The organism is Kribbella sp. NPDC056861 (assembly GCF_040687575.1).
Taxonomy (GTDB): Bacteria; Actinomycetota; Actinomycetes; order Propionibacteriales; family Kribbellaceae; genus Kribbella.
The window spans coordinates 1,545,987-1,568,412 of sequence record NZ_JBFBNQ010000001.1; the positions used below are offsets into that span (position 1 = coordinate 1,545,987).

At 67.1% G+C, this 22,426-nt stretch carries 23 protein-coding genes; 16 read left to right on the top strand and 7 right to left on the bottom strand.

What is annotated here, in order from left to right; genetic code table 11:
- Window positions 1–45: 45 nt before the first annotated feature.
- The 4 genes from lipA (at window position 46) to AB0P21_RS06995 (ending at window position 4,353) form a co-directional block, all read left to right on the top strand.
- On the top strand, window positions 46–990 hold the full coding sequence (gene lipA / locus AB0P21_RS06980) for a lipoyl synthase (RefSeq protein ID WP_363694358.1): 945 nt from the start codon (window positions 46–48) through the stop codon (window positions 988–990).
- 33 nt (window positions 991–1,023) lie between these two features.
- Entirely contained in the window at window positions 1,024–1,719 is a 696-nt protein-coding gene (locus AB0P21_RS06985) for a DUF4191 domain-containing protein (protein WP_363694360.1), read from the top strand.
- Between the two features lie 137 nt (window positions 1,720–1,856).
- Window positions 1,857–3,140: a cyclopropane-fatty-acyl-phospholipid synthase family protein gene (locus AB0P21_RS06990; protein WP_363694361.1), complete on the top strand. Its 1,284-nt coding sequence runs from the start codon at window positions 1,857–1,859 to the stop codon at window positions 3,138–3,140.
- Window positions 3,141–3,144: 4 nt separating this feature from the next.
- Entirely contained in the window at window positions 3,145–4,353 is a 1,209-nt protein-coding gene (locus tag AB0P21_RS06995; RefSeq protein ID WP_363694363.1) for an aminopeptidase, read from the top strand.
- A gap of 1 nt (window position 4,354) precedes the next feature.
- On the opposite strand, the gene AB0P21_RS07000 is transcribed toward AB0P21_RS06995, so the two are convergent.
- Window positions 4,355–4,819, bottom strand: a complete 465-nt coding sequence (locus tag AB0P21_RS07000; protein WP_363694365.1) for an RDD family protein — start codon at window positions 4,817–4,819, stop codon at window positions 4,355–4,357.
- 168 nt (window positions 4,820–4,987) lie between these two features.
- Between AB0P21_RS07000 and glnA the strand changes: the two genes are divergently transcribed.
- A complete protein-coding gene (gene glnA, locus AB0P21_RS07005; RefSeq protein WP_363694366.1) occupies window positions 4,988–6,412 on the top strand; it encodes a type I glutamate--ammonia ligase in 1,425 nt (474 codons plus the stop codon).
- Between the two features lie 30 nt (window positions 6,413–6,442).
- On the opposite strand, the gene AB0P21_RS07010 is transcribed toward glnA, so the two are convergent.
- On the bottom strand, window positions 6,443–7,540 hold the full coding sequence (locus AB0P21_RS07010; protein ID WP_363694367.1) for a site-specific integrase: 1,098 nt from the start codon (window positions 7,538–7,540) through the stop codon (window positions 6,443–6,445).
- Window positions 7,541–7,546: 6 nt separating this feature from the next.
- Window positions 7,547–8,101 carry a hypothetical protein gene (locus AB0P21_RS07015; RefSeq protein ID WP_363694369.1) on the bottom strand — a complete coding sequence of 185 codons (555 nt, stop codon included), beginning with the start codon at window positions 8,099–8,101 and terminating at the stop codon, window positions 7,547–7,549.
- Window positions 8,102–8,214: 113 nt separating this feature from the next.
- Between AB0P21_RS07015 and AB0P21_RS07020 the strand changes: the two genes are divergently transcribed.
- The 8 genes from AB0P21_RS07020 (at window position 8,215) to AB0P21_RS07055 (ending at window position 15,885) form a co-directional block, all read left to right on the top strand.
- Window positions 8,215–8,421, top strand: a complete 207-nt coding sequence (locus AB0P21_RS07020) for a helix-turn-helix domain-containing protein (RefSeq protein ID WP_363694370.1) — start codon at window positions 8,215–8,217, stop codon at window positions 8,419–8,421.
- 157 nt (window positions 8,422–8,578) lie between these two features.
- A complete protein-coding gene (locus AB0P21_RS07025; RefSeq protein WP_363694372.1) occupies window positions 8,579–8,845 on the top strand; it encodes a hypothetical protein in 267 nt (88 codons plus the stop codon).
- Window positions 8,846–10,051 (top strand): AAA family ATPase, encoded by a 1,206-nt coding sequence (locus tag AB0P21_RS07030; protein ID WP_363694373.1) that lies wholly within the window; start codon window positions 8,846–8,848, stop codon window positions 10,049–10,051.
- Window positions 10,048–10,371, top strand: coding sequence for a hypothetical protein (locus AB0P21_RS07035; protein WP_363694374.1), 324 nt, complete (start codon window positions 10,048–10,050; stop codon window positions 10,369–10,371). The genes AB0P21_RS07030 and AB0P21_RS07035 overlap by 4 nt, the downstream gene beginning before the upstream one ends.
- Window positions 10,371–10,652, top strand: a complete 282-nt coding sequence (locus AB0P21_RS07040) for a hypothetical protein (protein ID WP_363694376.1) — start codon at window positions 10,371–10,373, stop codon at window positions 10,650–10,652. Before AB0P21_RS07035 ends, AB0P21_RS07040 begins: the two co-directional genes overlap by 1 nt.
- A gap of 14 nt (window positions 10,653–10,666) precedes the next feature.
- A complete protein-coding gene (locus AB0P21_RS07045; RefSeq protein WP_363694377.1) occupies window positions 10,667–11,455 on the top strand; it encodes a hypothetical protein in 789 nt (262 codons plus the stop codon).
- A 54-nt stretch (window positions 11,456–11,509) separates the two neighbouring features.
- Window positions 11,510–11,761 carry a hypothetical protein gene (locus tag AB0P21_RS07050; protein WP_363694379.1) on the top strand — a complete coding sequence of 84 codons (252 nt, stop codon included), beginning with the start codon at window positions 11,510–11,512 and terminating at the stop codon, window positions 11,759–11,761.
- A gap of 323 nt (window positions 11,762–12,084) precedes the next feature.
- Window positions 12,085–15,885 carry a phage tail tape measure protein gene (locus AB0P21_RS07055; RefSeq protein ID WP_363694380.1) on the top strand — a complete coding sequence of 1,267 codons (3,801 nt, stop codon included), beginning with the start codon at window positions 12,085–12,087 and terminating at the stop codon, window positions 15,883–15,885.
- Between the two features lie 423 nt (window positions 15,886–16,308).
- Here the strand turns inward: AB0P21_RS07055 and AB0P21_RS07060 are convergent, their stop codons facing one another.
- The 4 genes from AB0P21_RS07060 to AB0P21_RS07075 all read right to left on the bottom strand — a co-directional run bounded on the left by AB0P21_RS07060 (window position 16,309) and on the right by AB0P21_RS07075 (window position 19,359).
- Entirely contained in the window at window positions 16,309–16,452 is a 144-nt protein-coding gene (locus tag AB0P21_RS07060; protein ID WP_363694381.1) for a hypothetical protein, read from the bottom strand.
- 41 nt (window positions 16,453–16,493) lie between these two features.
- Entirely contained in the window at window positions 16,494–16,742 is a 249-nt protein-coding gene (locus tag AB0P21_RS07065) for a hypothetical protein (protein WP_363694382.1), read from the bottom strand.
- Window positions 16,743–17,299: 557 nt separating this feature from the next.
- Window positions 17,300–18,355 carry an aldo/keto reductase gene (locus AB0P21_RS07070; protein ID WP_363694384.1) on the bottom strand — a complete coding sequence of 352 codons (1,056 nt, stop codon included), beginning with the start codon at window positions 18,353–18,355 and terminating at the stop codon, window positions 17,300–17,302.
- Window positions 18,356–18,366: 11 nt separating this feature from the next.
- The gene (locus AB0P21_RS07075) at window positions 18,367–19,359 is read right to left on the bottom strand and encodes a saccharopine dehydrogenase NADP-binding domain-containing protein (protein WP_363694385.1); all 993 of its coding nucleotides are present in this window, start codon (window positions 19,357–19,359) and stop codon (window positions 18,367–18,369) included.
- Between the two features lie 93 nt (window positions 19,360–19,452).
- Between AB0P21_RS07075 and AB0P21_RS07080 the strand changes: the two genes are divergently transcribed.
- The 3 genes from AB0P21_RS07080 to AB0P21_RS07090 all read left to right on the top strand — a co-directional run bounded on the left by AB0P21_RS07080 (window position 19,453) and on the right by AB0P21_RS07090 (window position 22,274).
- Entirely contained in the window at window positions 19,453–20,064 is a 612-nt protein-coding gene (locus tag AB0P21_RS07080; RefSeq protein WP_363694387.1) for a TetR/AcrR family transcriptional regulator, read from the top strand.
- A gap of 44 nt (window positions 20,065–20,108) precedes the next feature.
- Window positions 20,109–21,173: an LLM class flavin-dependent oxidoreductase gene (locus AB0P21_RS07085; RefSeq protein ID WP_363694388.1), complete on the top strand. Its 1,065-nt coding sequence runs from the start codon at window positions 20,109–20,111 to the stop codon at window positions 21,171–21,173.
- A 189-nt stretch (window positions 21,174–21,362) separates the two neighbouring features.
- Window positions 21,363–22,274: a peptidoglycan recognition family protein gene (locus AB0P21_RS07090; protein WP_363694390.1), complete on the top strand. Its 912-nt coding sequence runs from the start codon at window positions 21,363–21,365 to the stop codon at window positions 22,272–22,274.
- The last annotated feature ends 152 nt before the right edge of the window (window positions 22,275–22,426 follow it).

Below are 22,426 nucleotides of genomic sequence, written 5' to 3' on the forward strand. Positions count from 1 at the left end.
GGTGGGCTCACCGGGGCATCGGGAGCGCCGCGTACTCTGGTCCGCGTGACGATCGTTCCAGAAGGACGGAAACTACTCAGACTCGAAGTGCGCAACGCGGCGACCCCGATCGAGCGCAAACCCGAGTGGATCAAGACCCGCGCCAAGATGGGCCCGGAGTACCAGAAACTGCAGGCTCTGGTGAAGTCCGAAGAGCTCCACACGGTGTGTCAGGAAGCCGGCTGCCCGAACATCTTCGAGTGCTGGGAAGACCGTGAGGCCACCTTCCTGATCGGCGGCGACCAGTGCACCCGGCGGTGTGACTTCTGCCAGATCGACACCGGCAAACCGCAGGACCTTGATCGCGACGAGCCGCGCCGGGTAGCGGAGTCCGTGGTGAAGATGGGGCTGCGCTACGCGACCGTGACGGGTGTCGCCCGTGACGACCTCGACGACGGCGGCGCCTGGCTGTACGCCGAGACGATCCGCCAGATCCACGCGATGAACCCCGGCACCGGCGTCGAGATGCTCGCGCCCGACTTCAACGCGGTACCGGAGCAGCTGGCCGAGGTGTTCTCGTCCCGCCCCGAGGTGTTCGCGCACAACATCGAGACGGTGCCGCGGATCTTCCGCCGGATCCGCCCGGGCTTCCGCTACGAGCGGTCGCTCGACGTGATCACCCAGGCCCGCGACTACGGCCTGGTGACGAAATCCAACCTGATCCTGGGCATGGGCGAGACCCGTGAGGAGGTCAGCCAGGCGCTGACCGACCTGCACGAGGCGGGCTGCGAGATCATCACCATCACGCAGTACCTGCGGCCGTCGGTGCGGCACCACCCGGTCGAGCGCTGGGTCCGGCCGGAGGAGTTCGTCGAGATGAAGGAAGAGGCCGAGGAGATCGGTTTCGCCGGAGTGATGTCCGGTCCGCTGGTGCGTTCGTCGTACCGGGCCGGTCGGCTGTACCGTCAGGCTGTGGAGTCGCGCATGTCGTCGGCCTCCCAGGATGCTTAGCCCGGACCGCAGAAGACACGGACAAAGGTAGAGATGGCCAAGAACGACGCGCCCGCCGAGAAGACCAGCCGGCTCAAGCAGATCCGGTCGGCGTACCAGCTGACCAAGAAGTCCGATCCCCGGATCGGCCTGATCCTGGCCGGGATCTTCCTCGGCGTGGTCGCCCTGTTCGTCGCGGGCGGTATTTTCATCGGCCCGCTGATGATCTGGATCCCGCTGGGCGTCGCGCTCGGCTTCCTCGGCGCGACGATCGTGTTCGGCCGCCGGGTCGAGAAGGCGGCGTACAGCCAGATCGAGGGCCAGACCGGCGCGGCCGCGTCGGCGCTGCAGACGCTGCGCCGGGGCTGGAACGTGACGCCCGCCGTCGCGGTCACCAAGAACGCCGACATCGTGCACCGCGTGGTCGGCCGGCCGGGCATCGTGCTGGTCGGCGAGGGCCAGGCCAGCCGGGTGAAGAACCTGCTCGCGGCCGAGGGCAAGAAGCACAGCCGGGTGGCCGGCGGCGCGCCGGTGATCCAGGTGATGGCCGGTCAGGGCGAGGGTGAGATCGACATCCGCAAGCTGACCAAGCACGTGATGAAGCTCCCGCAGTCGCTGCAGCCGTCGGAGATCACCGACCTGCTCCAGCGGCTGAAGGCGCTGGACGCCGTTCGGCCGCAGGTGCCGATGCCCAAGGGCCCGGTGCCGACCAACATGAAGGGCGCCCGGCAGGCCATGAAGGGCCGCTGAGCAAACTCGCCGTAACGCGACAGGCCCCAGGGCCGTTTTCCCTGGCGTGAGGACTTCTGTTCCTCGTGTCGCGCCCGGAGGCCGTCCACCGGCCTTAGGGTGCGACCAGGGACGGGATCAAGACCAGGGGTAGCCAGATGACGGATCTATACACCGCGGTGCACGAGCCTGCCGTGGAGACGTGGCCATCGCTGGCACCGCCACGCTCCAACCCGGTACGCCGGGCCGGCGCGCACGCCGCGCTGCGCTTCATCGCGCGGGATCTGCCGGCCACGATCACGATCGACAACCGCAGCTACGGCCTGGGCGGCCCCGCGATGCGGGTGCACCGCTCCGGACCGTTCCTGGACCGGCTGGGCAACGACGCGGGCTCCGGTTTCGGCGAGGCCTACCTGGCCGGCGACTGGGACCCGGAGCCGGGCACCGACCTGGCCGACCTGCTGCTGCCGTTCGCTGAGCGGTTCAACTCCGAGCAGGACCGGCACCTGGTGCCGAAGTGGGCCCAGTCGTTGCGCTGGCTGGTGACCCGCTCGCAGCCGGGCGAGCAGGAGAACGACCGGGCCGGCGCTCGGGAGAACATCAGCCGCCACTACGACCTCAGCAACGCGATGTTCTCGGAGTTCCTGGACCCGTCGCTGACCTACTCGGCCGCGCTGTTCGACCAGCAGCCCGAGTCGGATCTGGCGACGGCGTCGTACGACGAACTCTCCAACGCCCAGCTGCGCAAGCTCGACGCGATCCTGGACGCGGCCGGTGTCGTGTCCGGATCGCGGGTGCTCGACATCGGCTGTGGCTGGGCCAGCCTCGCGATCCGCGCGGCGCAGCGGGGTGCCTGGGTCACGGCGATCACCATCGCGTCGCAGCAGGCCCTGCTGGCGCAGCGCCGGATCGCCGATGCCGGGGTGAGCGACCGGGTGCAGGTCGCGCTGCGTGACTACCGCGACCAGATCGGCGTTTTCGACGCAGTACTGAGCGTGGAGATGATCGAGGCGGTCGGCGAGAAGTACTGGCCGGTCTACTTCGACGCGATCGAGCGGCGGCTGGCGCCGGGCGGCAAGGCCGTCATCCAGGCGATCGTGATGCCGCACGACCGGATGCTCGCCACCCGGAACACCTTCACCTGGGTGCAGAAGTACATCTTCCCCGGCGGCCTGATCCCGTCGGTCGACGTGATCGAGCAGGTCACCGCGCAGCACACCGGCCTGCAGACCGAGGTACTGCGGCACATGGGGATGGACTACGCCCGCACGCTGCGGATCTGGCGCAACCGCTTCATCGAGCACTGGCCGGCCATCGCCGCGCTCGGCTTCGACGCCACCTTCCGGCGGATGTGGGAGTTCTACCTCGCGTACTCCGAAGCCGGCTTCCGGGCCGGCTACCTGGACGACGTGCAGATCCTGCTCACCAAGCGCTTCGGCTGAGCCGATGACCACCGACCTGCTGACCCGGTTCGCCGACCTGGTGGTCCGGGTCGGCGTGAACGTCCAGCCTGGCCAGGGTGTCGTGCTCAGCGCCGACATCGCCCAATTGGAGGTCGCCCGGGCCGTCGTCGAGCAGGCCTATGCGGCCGGCGCCGGCTGGGTCGAGGTGCTCTGGACCGACGGGCCGATGCGGCGCTCCGCGTTGACCCATGCCGCGGTGGCGACGCTGAGCAAGGACCGGCCCTGGGTGCTGCAGCGCACTCGTGAGTGGATCGACGCGGGCATCGCGACCATCGACCTCACCGGTACGCCGGACTCGAACCTCTTCGTGGGCATCGAGCCCGCGAAGGTGACTGCGGTCCGTAAAGCCGAGATGACAGCCCGGCGGGAAGCAGTGATGGCCGGCAAGTGGCGCTGGACCGTGGTCGCGGCGCCGAACCCGGGCTGGGCCGAGCAGATCTACGGCGAGCCCGACGTCGACCGGCTCTGGGCCGCGGTCGCGCAGGCGATGCGGCTGGACGAGGTCGATCCCGTCGCAGCGTGGCGCGAGCGCGCCGCGACGCTGACTGCCCGGGCGGCCAGTCTCGACGCGCTGCAGATCAGCGAGCTCACGTACTCCGGTGACGGTACCGACCTGACCGTCGGCCTGATCCCCGACTGCCGCTGGACGGGTGGCTCCCTCACCGACGGCGCAGGTCACACCTACATGCCGAACATCCCGACCGAGGAAGTCTTCACGAGTCCGGATCGCCGCCGCGCGGACGGCGTACTGCGGGTGACCAAGCCGGTGGTCATCGCCGGGCAACTGGTCGACGGGCTGCGGCTCACCTTCGAGGGCGGCCGGATCACTGAGGTCGCGGCCGATACCGGTGGGGAGATCGCCAGGGCCCAACTCGACTCGGACGATGGTGCCCGCAGCCTGGGTGAAGTCGCCCTGGTCGATCGCGAGTCTCGGATCGCACAGGCGAACACTGTGTTCCACAACACGTTGTACGACGAGAACGCCGGCTGCCATGTCGCCTGGGGGCAGAGTTTCGCGTTCGCAGTACCGGGTGGGCTGGAGTTGGGGACGGACGAGCGGTACGCCGTCGGGCTCAACGCGTCGAGTGTGCACACCGATGTGGTGGTCGGCGGTGCTGGGCTGACTGTCACCGCCAAGACTCCTGGGGGCGAAGTGACGTTGCTGGCCGACGACGAATGGGTGCTGGGCTGAGCTAGCGGCGTACGACGATGGTCTTGGCGGCCAGGTCGTGCAGGCCCCGGTGCTCCTTGTCGAAGATGATCGCCGGGAGCACCAAGCAGAGCAGGAAAGTCCGGATCGCCCCGCCCAGCAGGCCAACCTGCGCGGCGTACCCGGTGCCGCCGGTCTGGGTGCGGATCACCCGCAGGCCGAGCAGGCGGTGCCCGATCGTCGCGCCGGCCAGACCGGTCAGGATCGCCGACATGGCGAAGAAGATCACCAGCTGGGCGGTGTTGAAGTCGTTGCCTCCGGCCCAGATCGGCTTGCCGACCACGGCCGACGCGATCAGGCCGGCGATCATCCAGTCGACGAACAGCGCCACGAACCGGCGGCCCCACCCCGCGACCGAGCCGGAGCCCTGCTCGGGCAGCCCGAGCCGATTGCCCGGATATCGGTAATCTCCGGTGGGTCCTGCGCCGGATTGAGCAGATGATGCCATGATGACCAGGCTACCGAGGCGGTCCGGGATCTCACTCCCCTACCCGCCGCCACCAGTGGGTCAGCGCGGACACGCTGGGCGTAACATCCGCGAAACACTGGGGTCACGGCCGAGTAATCGGCAGGGCCTACGTTCAGAACAATCTCTGAGCCACCCCGAGGAGTCTGTATGTTTTCCAGCGCTGAAGAGCTGCTCGCCTACGTCAAGGACGAGGGTGTCGTCTTCATCGACGTCCGGTTCTGTGACCTGCCGGGCACGATGCAGCACTTCACCGTCCCGGTCGGATCGTTCGGTCCGGAGGTGTTCGAGGACGGTCTCCAGTTCGACGGTTCGTCGATCCGGGGCTTCCAGCAGATCCACGAGTCGGACATGTCCCTGCTGCCTGACCCGACCACCGCGTACCTGGACCCGTTCCGGCCGGACAAGACGCTGATCGTCAACTTCTTCGTGCACGACCCGCTGACCGGTGAGGCCTACTCCCGTGACCCGCGCAACATCGCGCGGAAGGCGCAGGAGTACCTGAAGTCGACCGGCATCGCCGACACCGCGTTCTTCGCGCCGGAGGCCGAGTTCTACGTCTTCGACGACGTGCGGTTCGACACGAAGCAGAACGAGAGCTACTACCACATCGACTCCGTCGCCGGCGCCTGGAACACCGGCCGGGTCGAAGAGGGTGGCAACCGCGGCTACAAGGTCCGCTACAAGGGCGGTTACTTCCCCGCCCCGCCGGTCGACCACTTCGCCGACCTGCGCAACGACATGACCAAGCACCTCGAGGCCAGCGGCCTGACCGTCGAGCGCGCGCACCACGAGGTCGGCACCGCGGGCCAGGCGGAGATAAACTACCGCTTCGACACGCTGCTGACCGCGGCCGACGACGCGATGAAGTTCAAGTACATCATCAAGAACACCGCCTGGGAGGCCGGCAAGACCGCGACCTTCATGCCGAAGCCGATCTTCGGCGACAACGGCTCGGGCATGCACTGCCACCAGTCGCTGTGGAGCAACGGCCAGCCGCTGTTCTACGACGAGTCCGGCTACGGCGGCCTGTCCGACATGGCCCGCTGGTACATCGGCGGCATCCTGAAGCACGCGCCGTCGCTGCTCGCCTTCACCAACCCGACGGTCAACTCGTACCACCGGCTGGTGCCGGGCTACGAGGCGCCGGTCAACCTGGTGTACTCGCAGCGCAACCGCTCGGCCTGCATCCGGATCCCGATCACCGGCTCCAACCCGAAGGCCAAGCGGATCGAGTTCCGCTGCCCCGACCCGTCCGCCAACCCGTACCTGGCCTTCGCGGCCCAGCTGCTGGCCGGCATCGACGGCATCCGCAACAAGATCGAGCCCGCGGACCCGATCGACAAGGACCTGTACGAGCTCCCCCCGGAGGAGCACGCCTCGGTCAGCCAGGTCCCCACCTCCCTCCCGGCCGTCATCGACGCCCTGGAAGCCGACCACGACTTCCTGCTCGAGGGCGACGTGTTCACCGCGGACCTGATCGAGACCTGGATCGACTTCAAGCGCGAGCAGGAGATCCTCCCGATCCAGCTCCGCCCGCACCCGCACGAGTTCGAGCTGTACTACGACGTGTAGCAGGTAACCCTGCTCTGACCTGCGGGAACGTCATCTCGACGCCCCCTCAGTCCTTGCAGAGTCCTTAGCAGCATTCGATGAGTCCATCCGGGCCGCCAACACAGCACCGACGGCGGCGCGGGTGGACTCATCTGCGTCCGGCCAGAGATGCCCGTAGGTATCGAGTGTCGTCTTGGCCGATGCGTGGCGCATCCTCGCCTGCACCACCTTCACGTCGGCACCGCTGGCGATCAGCAGGGACGCCAGGTAGTGGCGCAGATCGTGGAACCGGAACTCCGCCGGCAGACCAGTCACCTTCTTGCGTGCCGTACGCATCGCCCGGTCGATGGACCACGGTGACGCCTGGCCTCCCCCGCCATCCGACACCACCCAGTCACTCCCCCACTCCGCCACCGCTGCGGACAGCTGGAGGGAGAGCTCGGCAGGGATGGGCACGGCGGTCTTGGAAGTCTCGGTCTTCAGTTCGTCGGCAGGCCACTGCAGGGTCGGGTTCACGATGCCGCGCATGAAGTCGACATGCCCGGTCTTCAGCCCGCACGCCTCGGCTGTCCGCAGACCGACGAACGCGCCGAGCAGGACGGCGGGCCGCAGGTGCGCCGGGAACGTGTCGTACAGGCTCCACACCTGCTCGGTGGTCGCGCAGTACGGACGCTGCTTCCCAGCGCCTGGCGAGGTCCGCCGGCTGCATGGGTTCTTGGCCAGGATCCCGTCATGCACGGCGTCACTCATGATCTGACTCAGCCGAGCGTGTAACGCGTAGACGTACGAGTCGGCCGCGCCGTCAGCCTTCAGCTTGGCGCACCAACTGCGGACCGCGGACGGCCGGACCTGGCCGAGCTGGAGCGTGCCGAACGCCTTCTCGATCTGGGCCACATGCGTCTTCGCCTGCCGGACGGTCGACGCCCTACGGGTGGCGTACCCGGCAAGCCAGGTCGCGCACCACTCCCCCACGGTGGTCTTGGCGTTCTTCGGGTCCACATAGGTGCCGGTGACGACAGCAGCCGTGACCTCATCGAGCCACCGCCGCGCGTCGGCCTTCCGATCAAAATGACGGGTGGGCTGCTTTCCCGCAGCGTCGTAGTACTGGGCCCGCCACTTACCGTTCGGACGCTTGTTGATGCTTGCCATGACGCGCTATCCCCGCTTCTTGCCGGGTTCGGTTGGCGGAAGAAGGCCCGCCTCTTCCGCTTGCTTGACTCGCCGTGCGGCCGTTCGCATCGAATAGCCGAGGAACGTGGCAACCGTTTCCGTGGGCTTGCCTGCGAGGTTGTCCTTGTAGATCCGCGCCACCTCCTCGAGCTCCGCCTGAGGAATCGGCCGGCTCTGCCGCTGCCGCCGCGGCCGTGCGGAGCCCGCAGCGCCTTTGGCCTGCCACCGCTCCCGATCGTCACGGGGTGGGGTCATCCCTCGAACCGCGCCCTCTTCGTCAGTCCTCGGAAGTAACGCGACCTTGGCAAATGCGGCCGATACGAGCGCCTCGAGCAGAAGGTCCATGTCGCTGGCCCGAAGTCCGCGCCCCTTCGGCTTCGCCCGGACGATGAGTTCGACCAATTCGGGGCGGCCCTCTCGGATCTCGAAGTGGGTCGTGATCTCAGGCTCGTCGCCGCCGTAGAGCGTGTACGTCACTTTCCTCGGGAAGACCACGTCACCGACGCGCTCAACGTCACCGAGGCTCGACGTGTGTTTCATGCGGCGCTCACTCATTTTGACCCTGCCATTTAGAGGACTCTTGGCTGACAGGGACAACCATGCCATCCGTCCGCCACTGTTGGCAACAACCAATAGTCAACGGAGGTCAACGAATGATGGATCGCCTGCTCACCCTCGACGAGGTATCCGAGCTGACACGGGTTCCCGTGAACACCCTTCGGTATTGGCGGCACTGCGGGACTGGACCGTCGTCCGCACGTCTCGGCAAGCGCGTCGTGTACCGCGAGTCGGAGGTCGTCCGCTTCGTCGACGAGCAGTTCGCCGACAGCGGGCGCGGCGGTGACCTGGATGTCGCCTAGCCCAAGCGAAAGACGCCGCCCCCCAGGGGAAACGGCGTCCAGGATCACCGGCCAGGAGATCCCCACCAATGTAGCGCGGATGTCCGACAGTCGCCGTAGCCAAGCTGCCGACCGGCTTATGTCGCCTGGCTACGTACTGCACTTCCAGGCTCGAGTGATGACCGACGCTCTCGCTGAGGCGAGTGCCGGCTACTTCCTTCACCGTGCTGCGCAGTTTAAGCAATGCCTTTCGCGCCCGGACGACTTCATGGGTGACAAGTACGCCACCCCCGAAGAAATCGCCATCCGAGACCAGCAACGGGCAGACCGCGACGCCCGTCTACGAGCCGACATCGAGCGGTGCCGCCTGCATGCAGGACTGCTCGCCGCGACGCCCGCTGAGCTGTCGCCTGAGGTAGTCGACGTACTGAGGGAGGTGGCGTAGGTGGTCGACTTCGCCGACGACTTCACCGGGTCCGCATTCTCCGAGCGTTCCCCGTTCCCCGGGAACGCTCCGGGAACACGGGAACAAGAGCGTTCCCCGTTCCCCGCCCCCTATGTGGGGAACGGGGAACAGCCCCCGCTGGGTCTGTTTTACGACGTTGCAGCCATGTTCGACGGAGGCCTTCCGGATCCGCCCGCACCCTCGCTGGCGCACCGCTCTGACGGGCATGCGCTGTTCTACGACGGACAGACGAACATGGTGTTCGGCGACCCCGAGAGCGGTAAGACCTGGCTCTGTCTCGCTGCAGGCGTGGAGGCGCTGAATCACGGCCGGCGCGTCTTAGTGCTCGACATGGACCACAACGGGCCTGAGGCCACTATCGACCGGCTCACCATGCTCGGTGCTCCCGTGAGCGCTTTGATGGATCTCGATCGCTTCCGGTACGTCGAACCTGACGACGCGTCCCACCTCGTGGCTGTCATTGCTGCTGTTGTTGAGTGGCGCCCCGCGGTGGCCATAGTCGACAGCGTCGGTGAGCTACTTCCGATCTTCGGTTACAGCTCGAACAGCCCGGACGACTTCACTGCCGTGAACACCCGCGTACTCAAGCCCCTGGCCAAGGCAGGGGCAGCGGTGGTCGGGATCGACCACCTTGCGAAGAACACCGAGAGCAGGGCTTCTGGTCCCACGGGAACGGCAGCCAAGCGCCGCGCGGTGGGTGGCGTGTCCATCCGGGTGTCATGCAAGGATCCGTTCACCCCCGGACGCGGGGGGAGAGCGGCTCTGACAGTCCACAAGGACCGGCACGGCGGCCTGCGTCGATGGTGCCCCGCACCGGATGGCGGCGAAGCGTACGCAGGGACGTTCATCCTCACTGCTGAGGATGACGGCTCTACCTCGTGGCACATCGCAGCACCGGAGCTGGGAGACAGGGCGCCAGGTGCCGTAGCTCGCGCAGATCTCGACGCACTCGACCGCCTCGACCCGCCGCCGAGCTCAGTCCGGGACGTGAAGACGCGACTCAACTGGCGCTCTGATCGAGCAGCAGAAGCGCTCAGGGAGTGGCGTTCCCGTGTTCCCCATACAGGGGTCGGGGAACGGGGAACGCTGACCGAGCCGGCTCCTGAGTGCCCTGACTGCACGCGACTACAGCGCATCAACTCCGCTGCCATCTGCTGGCGGCACCAAGACCAGAAGGCGTCATGAGCGACGACCTGAAGTTCGACGCCATAGCCGCCCTGCCGGACGACATCCGGGTAAGCGCCGTCATGGAACTCAGGCGATGGCTGCGCGAACGCGTGAAGGCGACAGAGGTGGTCATCCCCGGCATGGAGGCGCCTCTCTCAGCGTATGAGCAGATGACGGCCGAGGCCGACCGGCGAGCCCAGACAGGAGATCCCTCGGCGCCGTTGTGGGCTGCAGCCGCCGAGTCCATGCGAACACGAGCCCACACCACCGCCCTCGAAGAGCAGTTCGACACCACCGCACCTCTACCTCCAGCACCACCAACGAAAGGAGCCGAGTGATGGCCACCGAACAAGGCGACCAGTTCGCCGCATGGCTGAGCCCTCAGCTCGACCCAGCATCCGAACCGGCCAGCGAGCCTGCCCAGGACCAGCCGGGTACACCCAAGCCAGACCTCTCCCAAGGTAGCCACGGGGTCTCGGCTGCGGCGCCGGCGGACGGAGTCTCGGCCTTCGCCGACATGCTCGCGGAAATTCTGCCATCCCCCCTCGGGGACGGCTGGTACGACGTGCACGACGTCCGTACCGGCGGCCCCTACAACGAGCAGTTCAAGTCCCTCTAGACAAGGAGCTACCGATGAACAACAACCCTGAACTCGCACGGTTCCGTGAGCACGCACACACCGTGCTGGCCATCGCAAGATTCGGCGGCTGGGAACTGCCCGCCGGCTACGAGCAGAACGCCGCGATCCACCAGGCCGCGGCCGATCTCGCCCGCAACGCTGCGCCGAAGATCACCTCTGACCCAACCGACCCGGCAAAGGTCGCCAAGTGGGTCAACGACGCTGCTCGCGCACGGGTCGAGCATGAGCACACCGCGGACGTCGCCGCAGCCCTCGCAGACCGGGCTGAGCTCGAGTGGATCCGCTGCGCCCTCGACGCCGCCAACAGCTACGCCAGACCGCTCGCCGACTGGTTTAACGAACGCGCCGAACGGTTCGCCGCGCTCGCCGCCACCGCACCCCACGCCATCGACGTCAACACTGCGCCTGATGAGTTCGAGGCGCACAAGGAACTCCTCAAGCTCGCAGCCGCGCTCACCGTCGGCAGCCAGTACCGCGCCGCACTCGCTGTCGCAACAGGCGAGAACGAGACGTTCGGCCGCGAGCCGTTGTGGCTCGTACTCGACCCGGCCAAGACCGCGAGCATCTCTGCGATCCGCGCCGCGGTCCGCGCCAACCTGCACCCGACCGACATCGACAGCTGGACCAATCTCACCGTTCTTGGCTGCTCGATGGCCAGCCATGGCGAGGCCCAGCGCCGGCGTGAGCAGTTCATGCAGCTCGAGCACCAGCACGGCATTGGTCGTCGCGACCCCGACGCCGCGATCAGCACGGCCGAAGAGATGGCCCGTGCGGTCGCCTGACCCAACCGGCAAGCAGTACCTGCACTGAACCCAACCTAGAAACGGAGCAACACCATGGCGGCTCTACCCATCACCGGCCCGAACCTCTCCAACTACGGCATCGCGGGAGCGCTCATCGGTGCCAGCGGTTCCACCACCAAGATCATGCTCGTCGGTGGAGGCACCCTCACCGGCACTGTCGACACCAGCAGCCTGACGAACCCCGGCGCCAACCCGGGCACCCCAGGCGGTCTGGTCAAGCTGACCGACAGTGGCCCGGTCACGTGGCTCATCCCCGCGGCTTCGATCATCGCAGTCGGCCAGTAGGGGCCAACGGGGTGCAGGCTCACTCAGCTGCACCCCGCACAGGGGTGTCGGTAGTAGCGACACCCAACGGATCTCGCAGGCATCACTCACGGTGACGAAGGGGTGGGGGGTGACCCCGAAACGGGCCCGAATGGGAACCGCCGGAGAGGGCTCTCTGAGGTGTGGAGGGTTCAGAGATTCCATTCGAGGCATATACCGCTACTCAACGTGACGCTCAACTGAAGCACGAACCAGGATAACAACAGACCGAACCGAGAAAAGCCAGTCCCGGTTGAGGGCCCCGTAAGGGGGATCTCGGTTCTTCCGCACCAGGGAGAACCGACATGGGTGACCGCACTGTCAGCGTGAAGCTGACGCTGAGAAACGAAGGCTTCGTAGCCGGCCTCCGCCAGGCCTCGAGCCAAGCCAAGGACTTCACCAACAGCGTCCAGCAGGGCGCACAGAAGAACAAGGGCAGCCTCGACACGATGGCGCGCAGCTTCGCCGGTGTCGGCCTCGCTGCCGGTGCTGTCGGCGTCCTGGCCGTGAAGCACTTCGCTGATTTCGATCAGGCGATGTCGAAGGTCCGCGCCTCGACCCATGAGACCGCGGGTAACATGCAGGCCCTGCGGGATGCAGCACTGGACGCGGGCGCGAAGACGACGTTCTCTGCGACCCAAGCGGCGACGGCGATCGAGAACCTCGCCAAGGCGGGCGTGTCCACGAAGGACATCCTCGGCGGCGGACTGAAGGGTGCCCTCGACCTCGCCGCTGCCGGGTCGCTGCAGGTCGGTGATGCGGCGGAGATCGCCGCAACGGCGATGACCCAGTTCGGTCTTGCCGGCAAGGACGTGCCGCACATCGCCGACCTTCTCGCTGCCGCGGCCGGTAAGGCGCAGGGCGAAGTGTCGGACATGGCGATGGCCCTGAAGCAGGGCGGTCTCGTCGCGGCCCAGATGGGCCTGTCGATCGAGGAGACCACCGGCACTCTCGCGGCGTTCGCTTCGGCCGGCCTGATCGGTTCCGATGCGGGCACGTCACTGAAGACGATGCTGCTGGCGCTGGCGAACCCGTCCGGCAAGGCTGCCCAGACTCTCGAGGATCTCGGTATCGCGGCATACGACGCGACGGGCAACTTCGTCGGCCTGGCTCCGCTCGCCGAGCAACTCAAGACCAAGCTCGGTGGCCTCTCGCAGCAGCAGCGGGACGCGGCACTGGCGACGATCTTCGGCTCCGACGCGATCCGGGCTGCTTCGGTGCTTTACAAGAACGGTGCCGGCGGGATCGCGGACTGGACCGCGAAGGTCAATGACCAGGGTTACGCGGCGGAGACCGCGGCGCTGAAGACGGACAACCTGAAGGGCGACCTGGAGCGCCTCGGTGGTGCGTTCGATACGGCGCTGATCAAGCTCGGCGAAGGTGCGAACGGTCCGCTGCGGTCGCTGGTCCAGAGTGCCGACGATGCCGTGTCCGCCCTGGCGGATCTGCCCAGCTGGGTGCAGCAGGGCGCTCTGGCACTGACCGGTCTGCTCGCGGCCGGTGGCCTGGGTGCGGCCGGCCTGATCAAGGGCGTGCAGGCTGCTAGCGATCTCCGCGGCGCGCTGCAGAAGCTCGACGGGGTCAGCAAAGGCCTCAAGTTCGGTCTCGGCGGCCTCGGCCTGGCGCTCACCACCGCCGCCGTGGTGTTCGGCGCCTTCGCGAAGCAGTCCGCCGACAGCAAGCGGAAGGTGCAGGAGTTCCAGGACACCCTGGACCAGACCACCGGCGCGATCACCGGCAACACCAGGGCCTATGTCTCGAACGAGCTCGCGCAGAAGGGCTTGTCGGAGAAGGCGAAGTCGTTCGGATTGTCGCTGTCCTCGGTCACTGACGCCGCCCTGGGCAACCAATCGGCACTGGACAGCATCGTCGGCACTCTGACCAAGGTCGCCGACGCGAACGTCATCGCCGGGTCCGGCGCGAAGTCCGGCGTCTCCCGCTTCAACGAGCAAGGCGAAGCGGCGAACGCGCTGATCAAGGAACTGACCGGCATGAACGGCTCACTCACTGAGGCCCAGAAGCTCCAGAAGTATGCGGCCGAGGGTGCGACCGAGAACAAGAGTGCTCAGGAACTGCAGGCCGAGGCGGTGAAGAAGGCAAACGAGGCCTTCCAGGCTCAGGCTCAGAGCCTGCAGGACGTCATCACCAAGATGCACGCGGCGTCTGGCGCCGCGCTCGACCTGGCCGGCTCGCAGATCGCCGTAGAGGCGGCGATCGACAAGGCTTCAGAAGCGATCAAGGAGAACGGCAAAACTCACGACATCACCAACGAGAAGGGCCGCGCGAACAAGACCGCGCTCCTCGACATCGCCGACGCGGCCAACAAGCAGACCGATGCAATGCTCAAGGCCGGAAAGGGCAATGCGACGGTCGCGGCAACGGCGACCACTGTTCAGGCGTCGTTCGTCAAGCTCGCGACGCAGATGGGCTACACGGTCCCGCAGGCGAAGGCGATGGCGAAGTCGTTGATCGACATCCCGAACGTGACGCGTGAGGCGAAACTCAAGGCGAACAAGGCTGACCTCGACGCAAAACTGGCCGCGGCCCAGAAGGCTTTGGCGAACCCGAAGCTGGAGGAGACGAAGAAGGCGACGCTTCAAGCGCGCATCGATCAACTACTCGCGGCTCAGCGACAAGCTCAGGCGGCCATCGACTCCCTCCACGGCAAGACGGTTAACGTCAACCTGAACACCACGAAGACCACCACCGAGCGCACCATCCGCACACAGACCACGACGGGCGGCGGGCACGCGGTAGGGCACGCGGCCGGTGGGCAGATCGGCGGCTACAGCCCCTCGTCCACCGCCGACAACATCCCGATCATGGCCACCGCCGGCGAGTACATGCAGCAGGTCGCCGCAGTGGACTACTACGGCGTCGACGTCATGAACGCGCTGAACAACCGTCGCATCCCGAAGAGTGCGCTCAAGGGGTACCGCTACGGTGGTGCGATCGGCCTCGCCACAGGGGGCGGCGTGCCCAGTGGGCGGCTGGTTGACCCGGCGTACATCCTTCGCCAACTGAACATCCCATTCAACCCGCTGGCGGGGATCAACTACTCCGGCGCCCTGTCTGCGGTGAACAAGGCGAACGCATCCGCCAATGCGGCGCGCGAAACCGCGACCCGTGCGGACGCGAACGAGCAAGCCGCGAAACTGAAGGTCGCCCAGATCCAGCGGGCCATCACCTTGCAGCAGCGCTACGTCGCGCAACTGCGCGCGCAGGGTGCTTCCGAGGCGACGATCCGCCGCGAGCAGCGAGACACGATCCGGCTCCAGGATCAGCTGTATGTGGCGAAGGGCAAGGTCACCGCAGCCACGAAGGCATCGAACAACGCGGACGCGGTCTACCGGATCCGCGCGGAAGCCGCAGCGAAGGCCGCGCAACTCCACAAGGAAGCCATCGCGCAACTGGTCGAGCAGCAGAAGGCCGCCGTCGAAATGGCGGGCCAGATCGCCGAAAGCCTCAAGGGCCAGGCGGACATCGCCGACCTGTTCAAGACCTCCATGACCGGGAGCGGTCTCCTCGCCGGCCTGCAGCAGCAAGGCGCTCAACTGGCGAAGTTCCGCACCCTGCTCGACGCTCTACGGAAAGCGAAGCTGTCCGAGGATCTCATCTCGCAGATCATCGGCAAAGGCTCAGCTCAGGGCTCAGCGATCGCCCAGGGCATCCTCGCAGGCGGCGCTGGCCTCGTCGCTGCATTGAACAAGGCGCAGGCGAACCTGGACGCTCAGGCGAACCAGATCGGCGCCGGCGCAGCGAACGCCCAGTACGGGGTGAAGCTCAGCGGCAAGCGCGCAGGCGGCGGGTACGTCGGCGCGAACTCCAGTTACCTCGTCGGCGAGCACCACCCGGAGATCCTCACCATGGGATCCCAGCCTGGGTGGATCACCCCCAACCCGGGCACCTTCATGGGCTCCAGCGCCTCGGGCATCGGCGGATCGGTAGTGATGAAGCTGGATGCCCGTGACCTGCGGGCGATTGCCGCGGCAGTCTCCAGGGTGGACGTGAGCGTCAACGAGGGCAGACTGACCGGCCTGATCGATGCCCGCGCGAAGACCCTGGATGACCGTCAGGCGCTCGAGTACGCCACCGGAAGACGGTAGCGGCACAGACAACGATGGCCCCCTGCGATCTGCTGCAGGGGGCCATCGTTGTGTTGCCTAGCCGGGACCGGGCGTCCCGTTCATGATGTCGTCGACCGCTTCATCCATGAGGCGTTTTAATGCTGTCCGGTCGATACCCGAACAGACAGCCTTTCGAGTTGACGGCGGCCACGGGTCCGCACTGGCTGTCCACCCCGTTTCGTAGTCGCCGCGGAGAGCGGCACGGCACTTCTCCAGGTCGGGCCCCACCGGCGTAACGACTTTCGTCACCGTGACGGTGGGTGCGGGACTTGTCTGGGCTGCCGGCTGATCAGAACCGCAGCCGGTGATGGTCAGGACGAGCAGGGCCGCCCCTATTGCTGTTCGCATGTGTACCCCCAGCTGGGTACATCGTGACCGGTCACGATCCGTTACAGCGCGGTGCTACGGCTGCTCCAGATCGTCGTGGCGCTCCTGCTCGGAGCCGAGCTTGGGCCAGCCCTTCTCGTCGCTCTCGACGGGCCGCGGCTCGGGCCGCTCGAGGATCCGCCGGATTGCTGCCGAGATGCCCTCAGCTTCGTTGATCATCCGCTGCAACTCGGATCGGACGACGACTACACGCTCGGTGCTCACTGCTCGGTCAATTCGATGACGGTCTCCGCGAACTCGATCCGGCCGCGGGAGGGGGTGTGTTCTGTAGACACACCCTCGGCGGCGACCATCGTATCGAGAGCGGCGACCAGGAACCGTATCTCCGTCGCGATATCGGCCATGCTCGTCGGCGCCAAGACCTCGCAGATCTTGCTCACGGCTTCGGTAGCGAACTCCTCTTCGGCGATGATCCGCTGGATCGCCTCGATGCGCTGGGTGTCCATCACCGTGGACCCCCTTTCGTCGGAGACAGGGGTACGCATCCGATGCGTACCCCTGTCCTCAGGGGAGGGGGTACTCGCTGAGGGAGTGCCCTTGGCTTCAGGGGAGGGCATGTGCAGCTGGCCAGCTGCCGACAAGCCGTAGAGCAGGGTGCCGCACAACTGACGCTCGCGGGCAGAGAGGGGGCCCTCGTGCGCCTCGAGCGAGTCCAGTGCGGACTTGATTGCTTCGGTACGAGATGATGCGTTCATGATTCGGAGCTCACTTCCGGGTCTAGGCCCTCGTCCGGTGTTCTAGCACCGGCGGGGGCCGCTTCATTCTTGTTGCTCTGGGCAACCGACAGTCCTCAGATAGTCCTTGCGAGGACCGTTTACGACCATCGGTGTTCAACAGCATTCAACAGAGAATGTGCAGGTCAGAGGCGGAGACCGTGAACGACCAACGACAACCAACCACGGAGTGAGAGTTCGAGCTGTACTACGACGTCTGAGTTCTGACGCTTCGTCCGACAAGCGGCGGCCGTCCCCGGAGGTTCGGGGCGGTCGCCGCTTTGCTTTCTGGGTCAGACGATCGGGGTGAGGGGCTCGACGAAACGGCTCGGGTCGCCGCCGAGCAGGTTGCCGCGGATGGCCGCGTTGATTCCGTGGGGTACGCCGAGGTCGATGGCGCTGACCTCGTCCAGGTGGGCGTACTGCTTGTCGGTGAGGGTCACGTCGAGGGCTGCTAGGTAGTCGTCGAGTTGGGGCAGTGTGCGGGGGCCGATGATCGGGATGAGGGCGGCGGCCGATCGGGTGCCTCGTTCGCGGAGCCAGGCCATGGAGACCTGTGCGGCGGTCGCGCCGGTCTCGTCGGCGATGGTCAGGATTGCGTCGATGACGGCGGTGCGCTGGTCCGTGGACTCCAGTGTCACGAAACGGCTGGGGTCGGTCGCGCGGCCTTCGCCACCCGTGCGGTACTTGCCGGTCAGCAGGCCGCCGGACAGGGGTGACCAGAGGTTGACGGCCAGGCCGAGTCCTTCGGCCATCGGCAGGAGTTCGCGCTCGGCGGAGCGCTCGATCAGGCTGTACTCCGTCTGGATGCCGACGATCGGCGACCAGCCGCGCAGGTCCGCGAGGGTGGCGGCCGCGGACACCTGCCAGGCCGGGTAGTTGGAGAGCGCGACGTGGTGCACTTTGCCCGAGCGGACCAGATCGTCCATCCCACGGACGATCTCGTCGATCGGCGTGACGCCGTCGGGGAAATGCACCCAGAGCAGATCCACGTACTCCGTACGCAGCCGCCTGAGGCTCGCCTCCACCGACGCGAGCAGGTTCTTCCGTCCGCTGCCCGTCCGCGAGACGTGTGGCTGGGCCGCGTCGCTCGCGCCGTACTTCGTCGAGACCACGAAGTGATCGCGATCAGCGGCGAGCAGCTCGCCGAGGATCGTCTCGGACTCCCCCGCTTGGTACATGCCCGCGGTGTCCAGGAACGTGCCGCCGGCTTCGGCGTACCGGTCGAAGATCGCGCGGGCGTCGCCGGCATCGGTGCCGCTGGCCCACTGGGTTCCGAAGTTCCCGGTCCCGAGCGCGTACTCGGAGACCCGCAGGCCCGAGCGTCGTCCAAAGGTCGTGTAGCGCATGGTGCTCTTCCTCAGAGGTCGGTGATGTGAGTGTCGGAGATGCTGACGGCGAAGTCTGGGCCGAAGGCGGACGACGGGGTCTGGAAGCCGGCGGAATGCTGCCCTGCAAGGACATTCCGGGCAGCTGCGACCGCCGAGAGCTGGGTGTACGTGTAGCCGGTCGGGGTTTCGATGACCGAGCGGACGACGCTGCCGTCGGCGTCGGTGACCTCGGCGAGCGCCCAGTACCGGCCCTCGTTCCGCTCCGCGGCCGTCGGGCCATCGGGCAGTTCCTCACCAGGCGTGGGAATCGCGCCTTCGGAGCGCATGAAGACCTCGATGTCTCGCAGGCCCACCGAGTGCCAGGCGGTGATGAGATCGCCCATCGGCACCGGCACGTAGTCCTCGATGCCCGCTCCGAGGTCGAAGCCGACGGGCGCCGCGTCGGCGCGGCGTACGAGCTCTCCGTCGGAACGGACCAACCCGATCAGATCAGCGATCCCCGCGGCACTCGAGACCGAGCCCCGGGAGAACCCGCCGGTCACCTTGAGCGCCACCCGGAGTCCGACCGGTCGCGGTGTTCGGCCCGCTGCGTGCACGGCCACCGCATCACTCGGTACTACGTCCCAGCCGACGCCCGGCACCAGCATCACGCCGGCCTCCGCCGCAGCGGCGGATCGCTCCTCGGCCAGAGCGAAGATCGCGTACTCCGCGGTGGTGTCGAGATAGTGCACGCCCGCCGCGATGGCTGCATCGATCAGCCGCTCCGCGGTCTGGCTGAACGGACCAGCGACATTCAGCACGACCTGGAAGTCCTGCAGCTCCTTCTGGACGGTCGACGGGTCGTCGAGCGCGAAGGTCCGGCCGGGGACGCCGAGCTGGTTCGCAAGCTTCTCGACCTTGGTGCGGTCACGGCCGGCGACGGCGAAGTCCAGGCCCGCGCGAGAGGCTTCCTCCGCGATCAGCTGTCCGGTGTAGCCAGTGGCGCCGTAGATGAGTAACGCCGGCAGTTCAGTTGAGGTCATGGAGCCAACCTAACAGAGAACGGAGGGACATCCTCCGTTCGGAGTTATATCGTCCTTTGGGAGAGCAGCTCTCCGCTGAGCTACGATTCGTCCATGGCAGAGACGGTGACCGGCGAGGCTCCGAAGGAGCGCGCGGACTCGCGGCGCAAGCGGCTGCGCCTGATCGAAGCCGCTCGATCGGCCGTCGCCGAGCACGGCCTGAAGGCGTCGACGGCCGACATCACCGAACGCGCCGAAGTCGGGGTCGGCACGCTGTACCGGCGGTTCGGGTCGAAGGAGGCCTTGGTCACCGACGTCCTGCTCGACGGTCTGGCGGAGATCCAGGCCTGGGCCGAGGCTGCGCTGGAGGATCCGGATCCCTGGGCCGGCCTGTCCAGCTTTCTGTTCGCCTACACCGAAGCCCAGTTGGCCAATCTGGGCCTCGCGGAACTGACCAGCGGTGACTCGCACGAACTCCCGCCCGAGGTGGCGGAGCGCAGTACGGTGCTGGCGGGGGCGATCGATCGACTCGTGCGCCGCGCGCAGGAGCACGGCGTACTGCGGGCCGACGTGACCTGGCGGGACGTTGTACTGATCTCGATCGCGCCGATCGGTGGAGTCGAGTGTCTCGGAGCCACCCGGGGCGAGGGCCAATGGCGCCGGACCATCGCCATCGCGCTCGACGGACTCAGGGCGCCGGCCGCCAGCACTCTGCCCGATGAGTGAGACGGCGAAAGTGCACTAAGTTCGTAGGAATAGATTTGCTGGGTATGAGCCTCGAGACGCTGTGGTACATCCCCAATCAGGTCGAGCCCGGGCATCGTGGTGATGATGCGGTGCGGGATCACAACAGTCTGGATCGGCTGACGGAGTTGGCCGAGCTCACCGAGAAGCATGGGTGGGGTGGGGCGCTGCTCGGGACCGGGTGGGGGCGGCCGGACACGTTGACGGTCGGGACCGCGCTGGCGGCTCGGACCAAGTCGTTTCAGCCATTGGTGGCGATCCGGCCGGGGTACTGGCAGCCGGCGCATTTCGCCTCGGCGGCGTCGACGTTGGACCAGTTGTCGGGTGGGCGGTTGCTGGTCAACATCGTGTCGGGGCAGGACAACCTCGCGGCATACGGGGACAGTGAGGGCGATCAGGCTCAGCGGTACGGGCGGACCAAGGAGTTTCTGCAGCTGGTCCGGCGGTTGTGGACCGAGGAGGATGTCACCTTCGCGGGCGAGCATTTCTCCGTGACCGGATCGACGGTCGCGACCCGGCCGGTCGTCCGGGAAGGGCGACCACACCCACGCCTGTACTTCGGCGGCGCGTCGGCTGCTGCTGAGCGGGTCGCGGCGACCGATGCCGACGTGCAGCTCTTCTGGGGCGAGCCGCTCGACGGCATCGCTGAGCGGATCGAGCGACTGAAGGGTCTGACCTCCGAGCTCGGTCGGGAGCATGCGCCGCTCGAGTTCGGGCTGCGGATCACCACGCTGGTCCGCGACACCACCGAGGAAGCGTGGGCGGACGCGGAGGCGAAGGTCGCCAAGATGGCGGAGTCCAGCACCTATCGCGACGAGCGTCGCTTCAAGGCGGTCGGGCAGCAACGGCTGCTTGAGTTGGCCGATCGCGGCGACGTACTGGACGACATCCTCTACACCGCCCCCGGCAAATACGGCGGCGGAGGCGCGGGCACCACCTGGCTGGTCGGGTCGGCGCAGGACGTCGCCAAGGCGCTGCGCAAGTATCAGGACCTCGGGATCACGCACTTCATCCTGAGCGACACCCCGTACCGCGAGGAGATCATCCGGATCGGCGACCAGCTGCTACCGCTGCTCGCCGGTGTCAAATGAGTGATACGAAGAGGCAATAGCGCTCGACTGGAAGGGTGGCGGGTGGGTAGGTTCCTGAAGGCTTCGCGGGCACCGGGTGCGGTGGGTTCCAACGCGGAGTACGGTGGAGCTCACCGAAAGTAGGGGAACCGCCACTCCCTGTCGCCGGAGGGGTGGGGCTCGCACCGCCAAATGCTGCAAGGAGTCCCGATGGTTGTCTACCTCCCACGCTCCGCGTGGGGTGCCCGTGCGCCCAGATCCGGGCCCGGACAACTCGTCGCGTCGCGGGTGCGCGGCGTTGCGATCCACTGGCCCGGAACCGGATCCACCAGTCCCATTCACAGCCAAGCCTCGGTCGCGTCCGCGTTGCGCGGCTGGCAGGCCTTCCACATGGACGATCGCGGCTGGTCCGACATCGCCTACCAGGTCGCCGTCGACCAGTCCGGCCGCGCGTGGGTACTGCGCGGCCTGCGCACCCAGTCGGGCGCGAACGGCGACGCGACGGTCAACCAGCAGTACGGCGCGATCCTGCTGGTGCTGGTCACCGGCGAGCAGCCGTCGAGCGCGATGAAGGCGACCGTGCGCGGCGTCGTCGCCGACTTCCGCCGATCCTTCCCCCGCGGTACGGCGATCCTGCCGCACTCCGCGGTCCGGCCCGACCCGACCGACTGCCCAGGACCGGCCGCCCGCGCCGCGATCGCCCGCGGGGACTTCACCCCGAACAGCTCACCGGAGGACGACATGACTCCCGCCCAGATGCAGGAACTGAAGAATTTCATCGAGGCCCGCACCCAGGCGTACGCCGTGTGGGTGCACAAGCAGTTGTCCCGCCAGGTCGAGCAGGTGGCGAAGGCTTATACCGCTGATCTGAAGAACTTCGAGCGGCAGACCGATGCGGCCGATGCGTCGCGCGCTGCCGCTGCTGTCTGGGCGACTCAGCCGAAGCCGAACACGGAGCCGAACGAGCCGACGGACCCGACTGATCCCACCGATCCGACGGACCCCACGGATCCGACCGATCCCAAGGACCCGAACGATCCGACGGAGCCGACTGATCCCGAGGGTCCGCTCGACCCGTTCCCGCCGCTCCCGCCCGAAGAGCCGACCGAGCCGAAGGCGTAGAGCCAGCAGCCGGCCTCAAGCACAGATTTTATTTAAGAGCTACCGCGGCGGGGCCCGGGGCGCCCCCGGGGGCGCCGGGGGCGGGGCCGGGGACCGGCAGCCGGGGGGGGAAAAAAAGTCATAAAAGAGGGAGGAGTGATTATGTTTTTTTG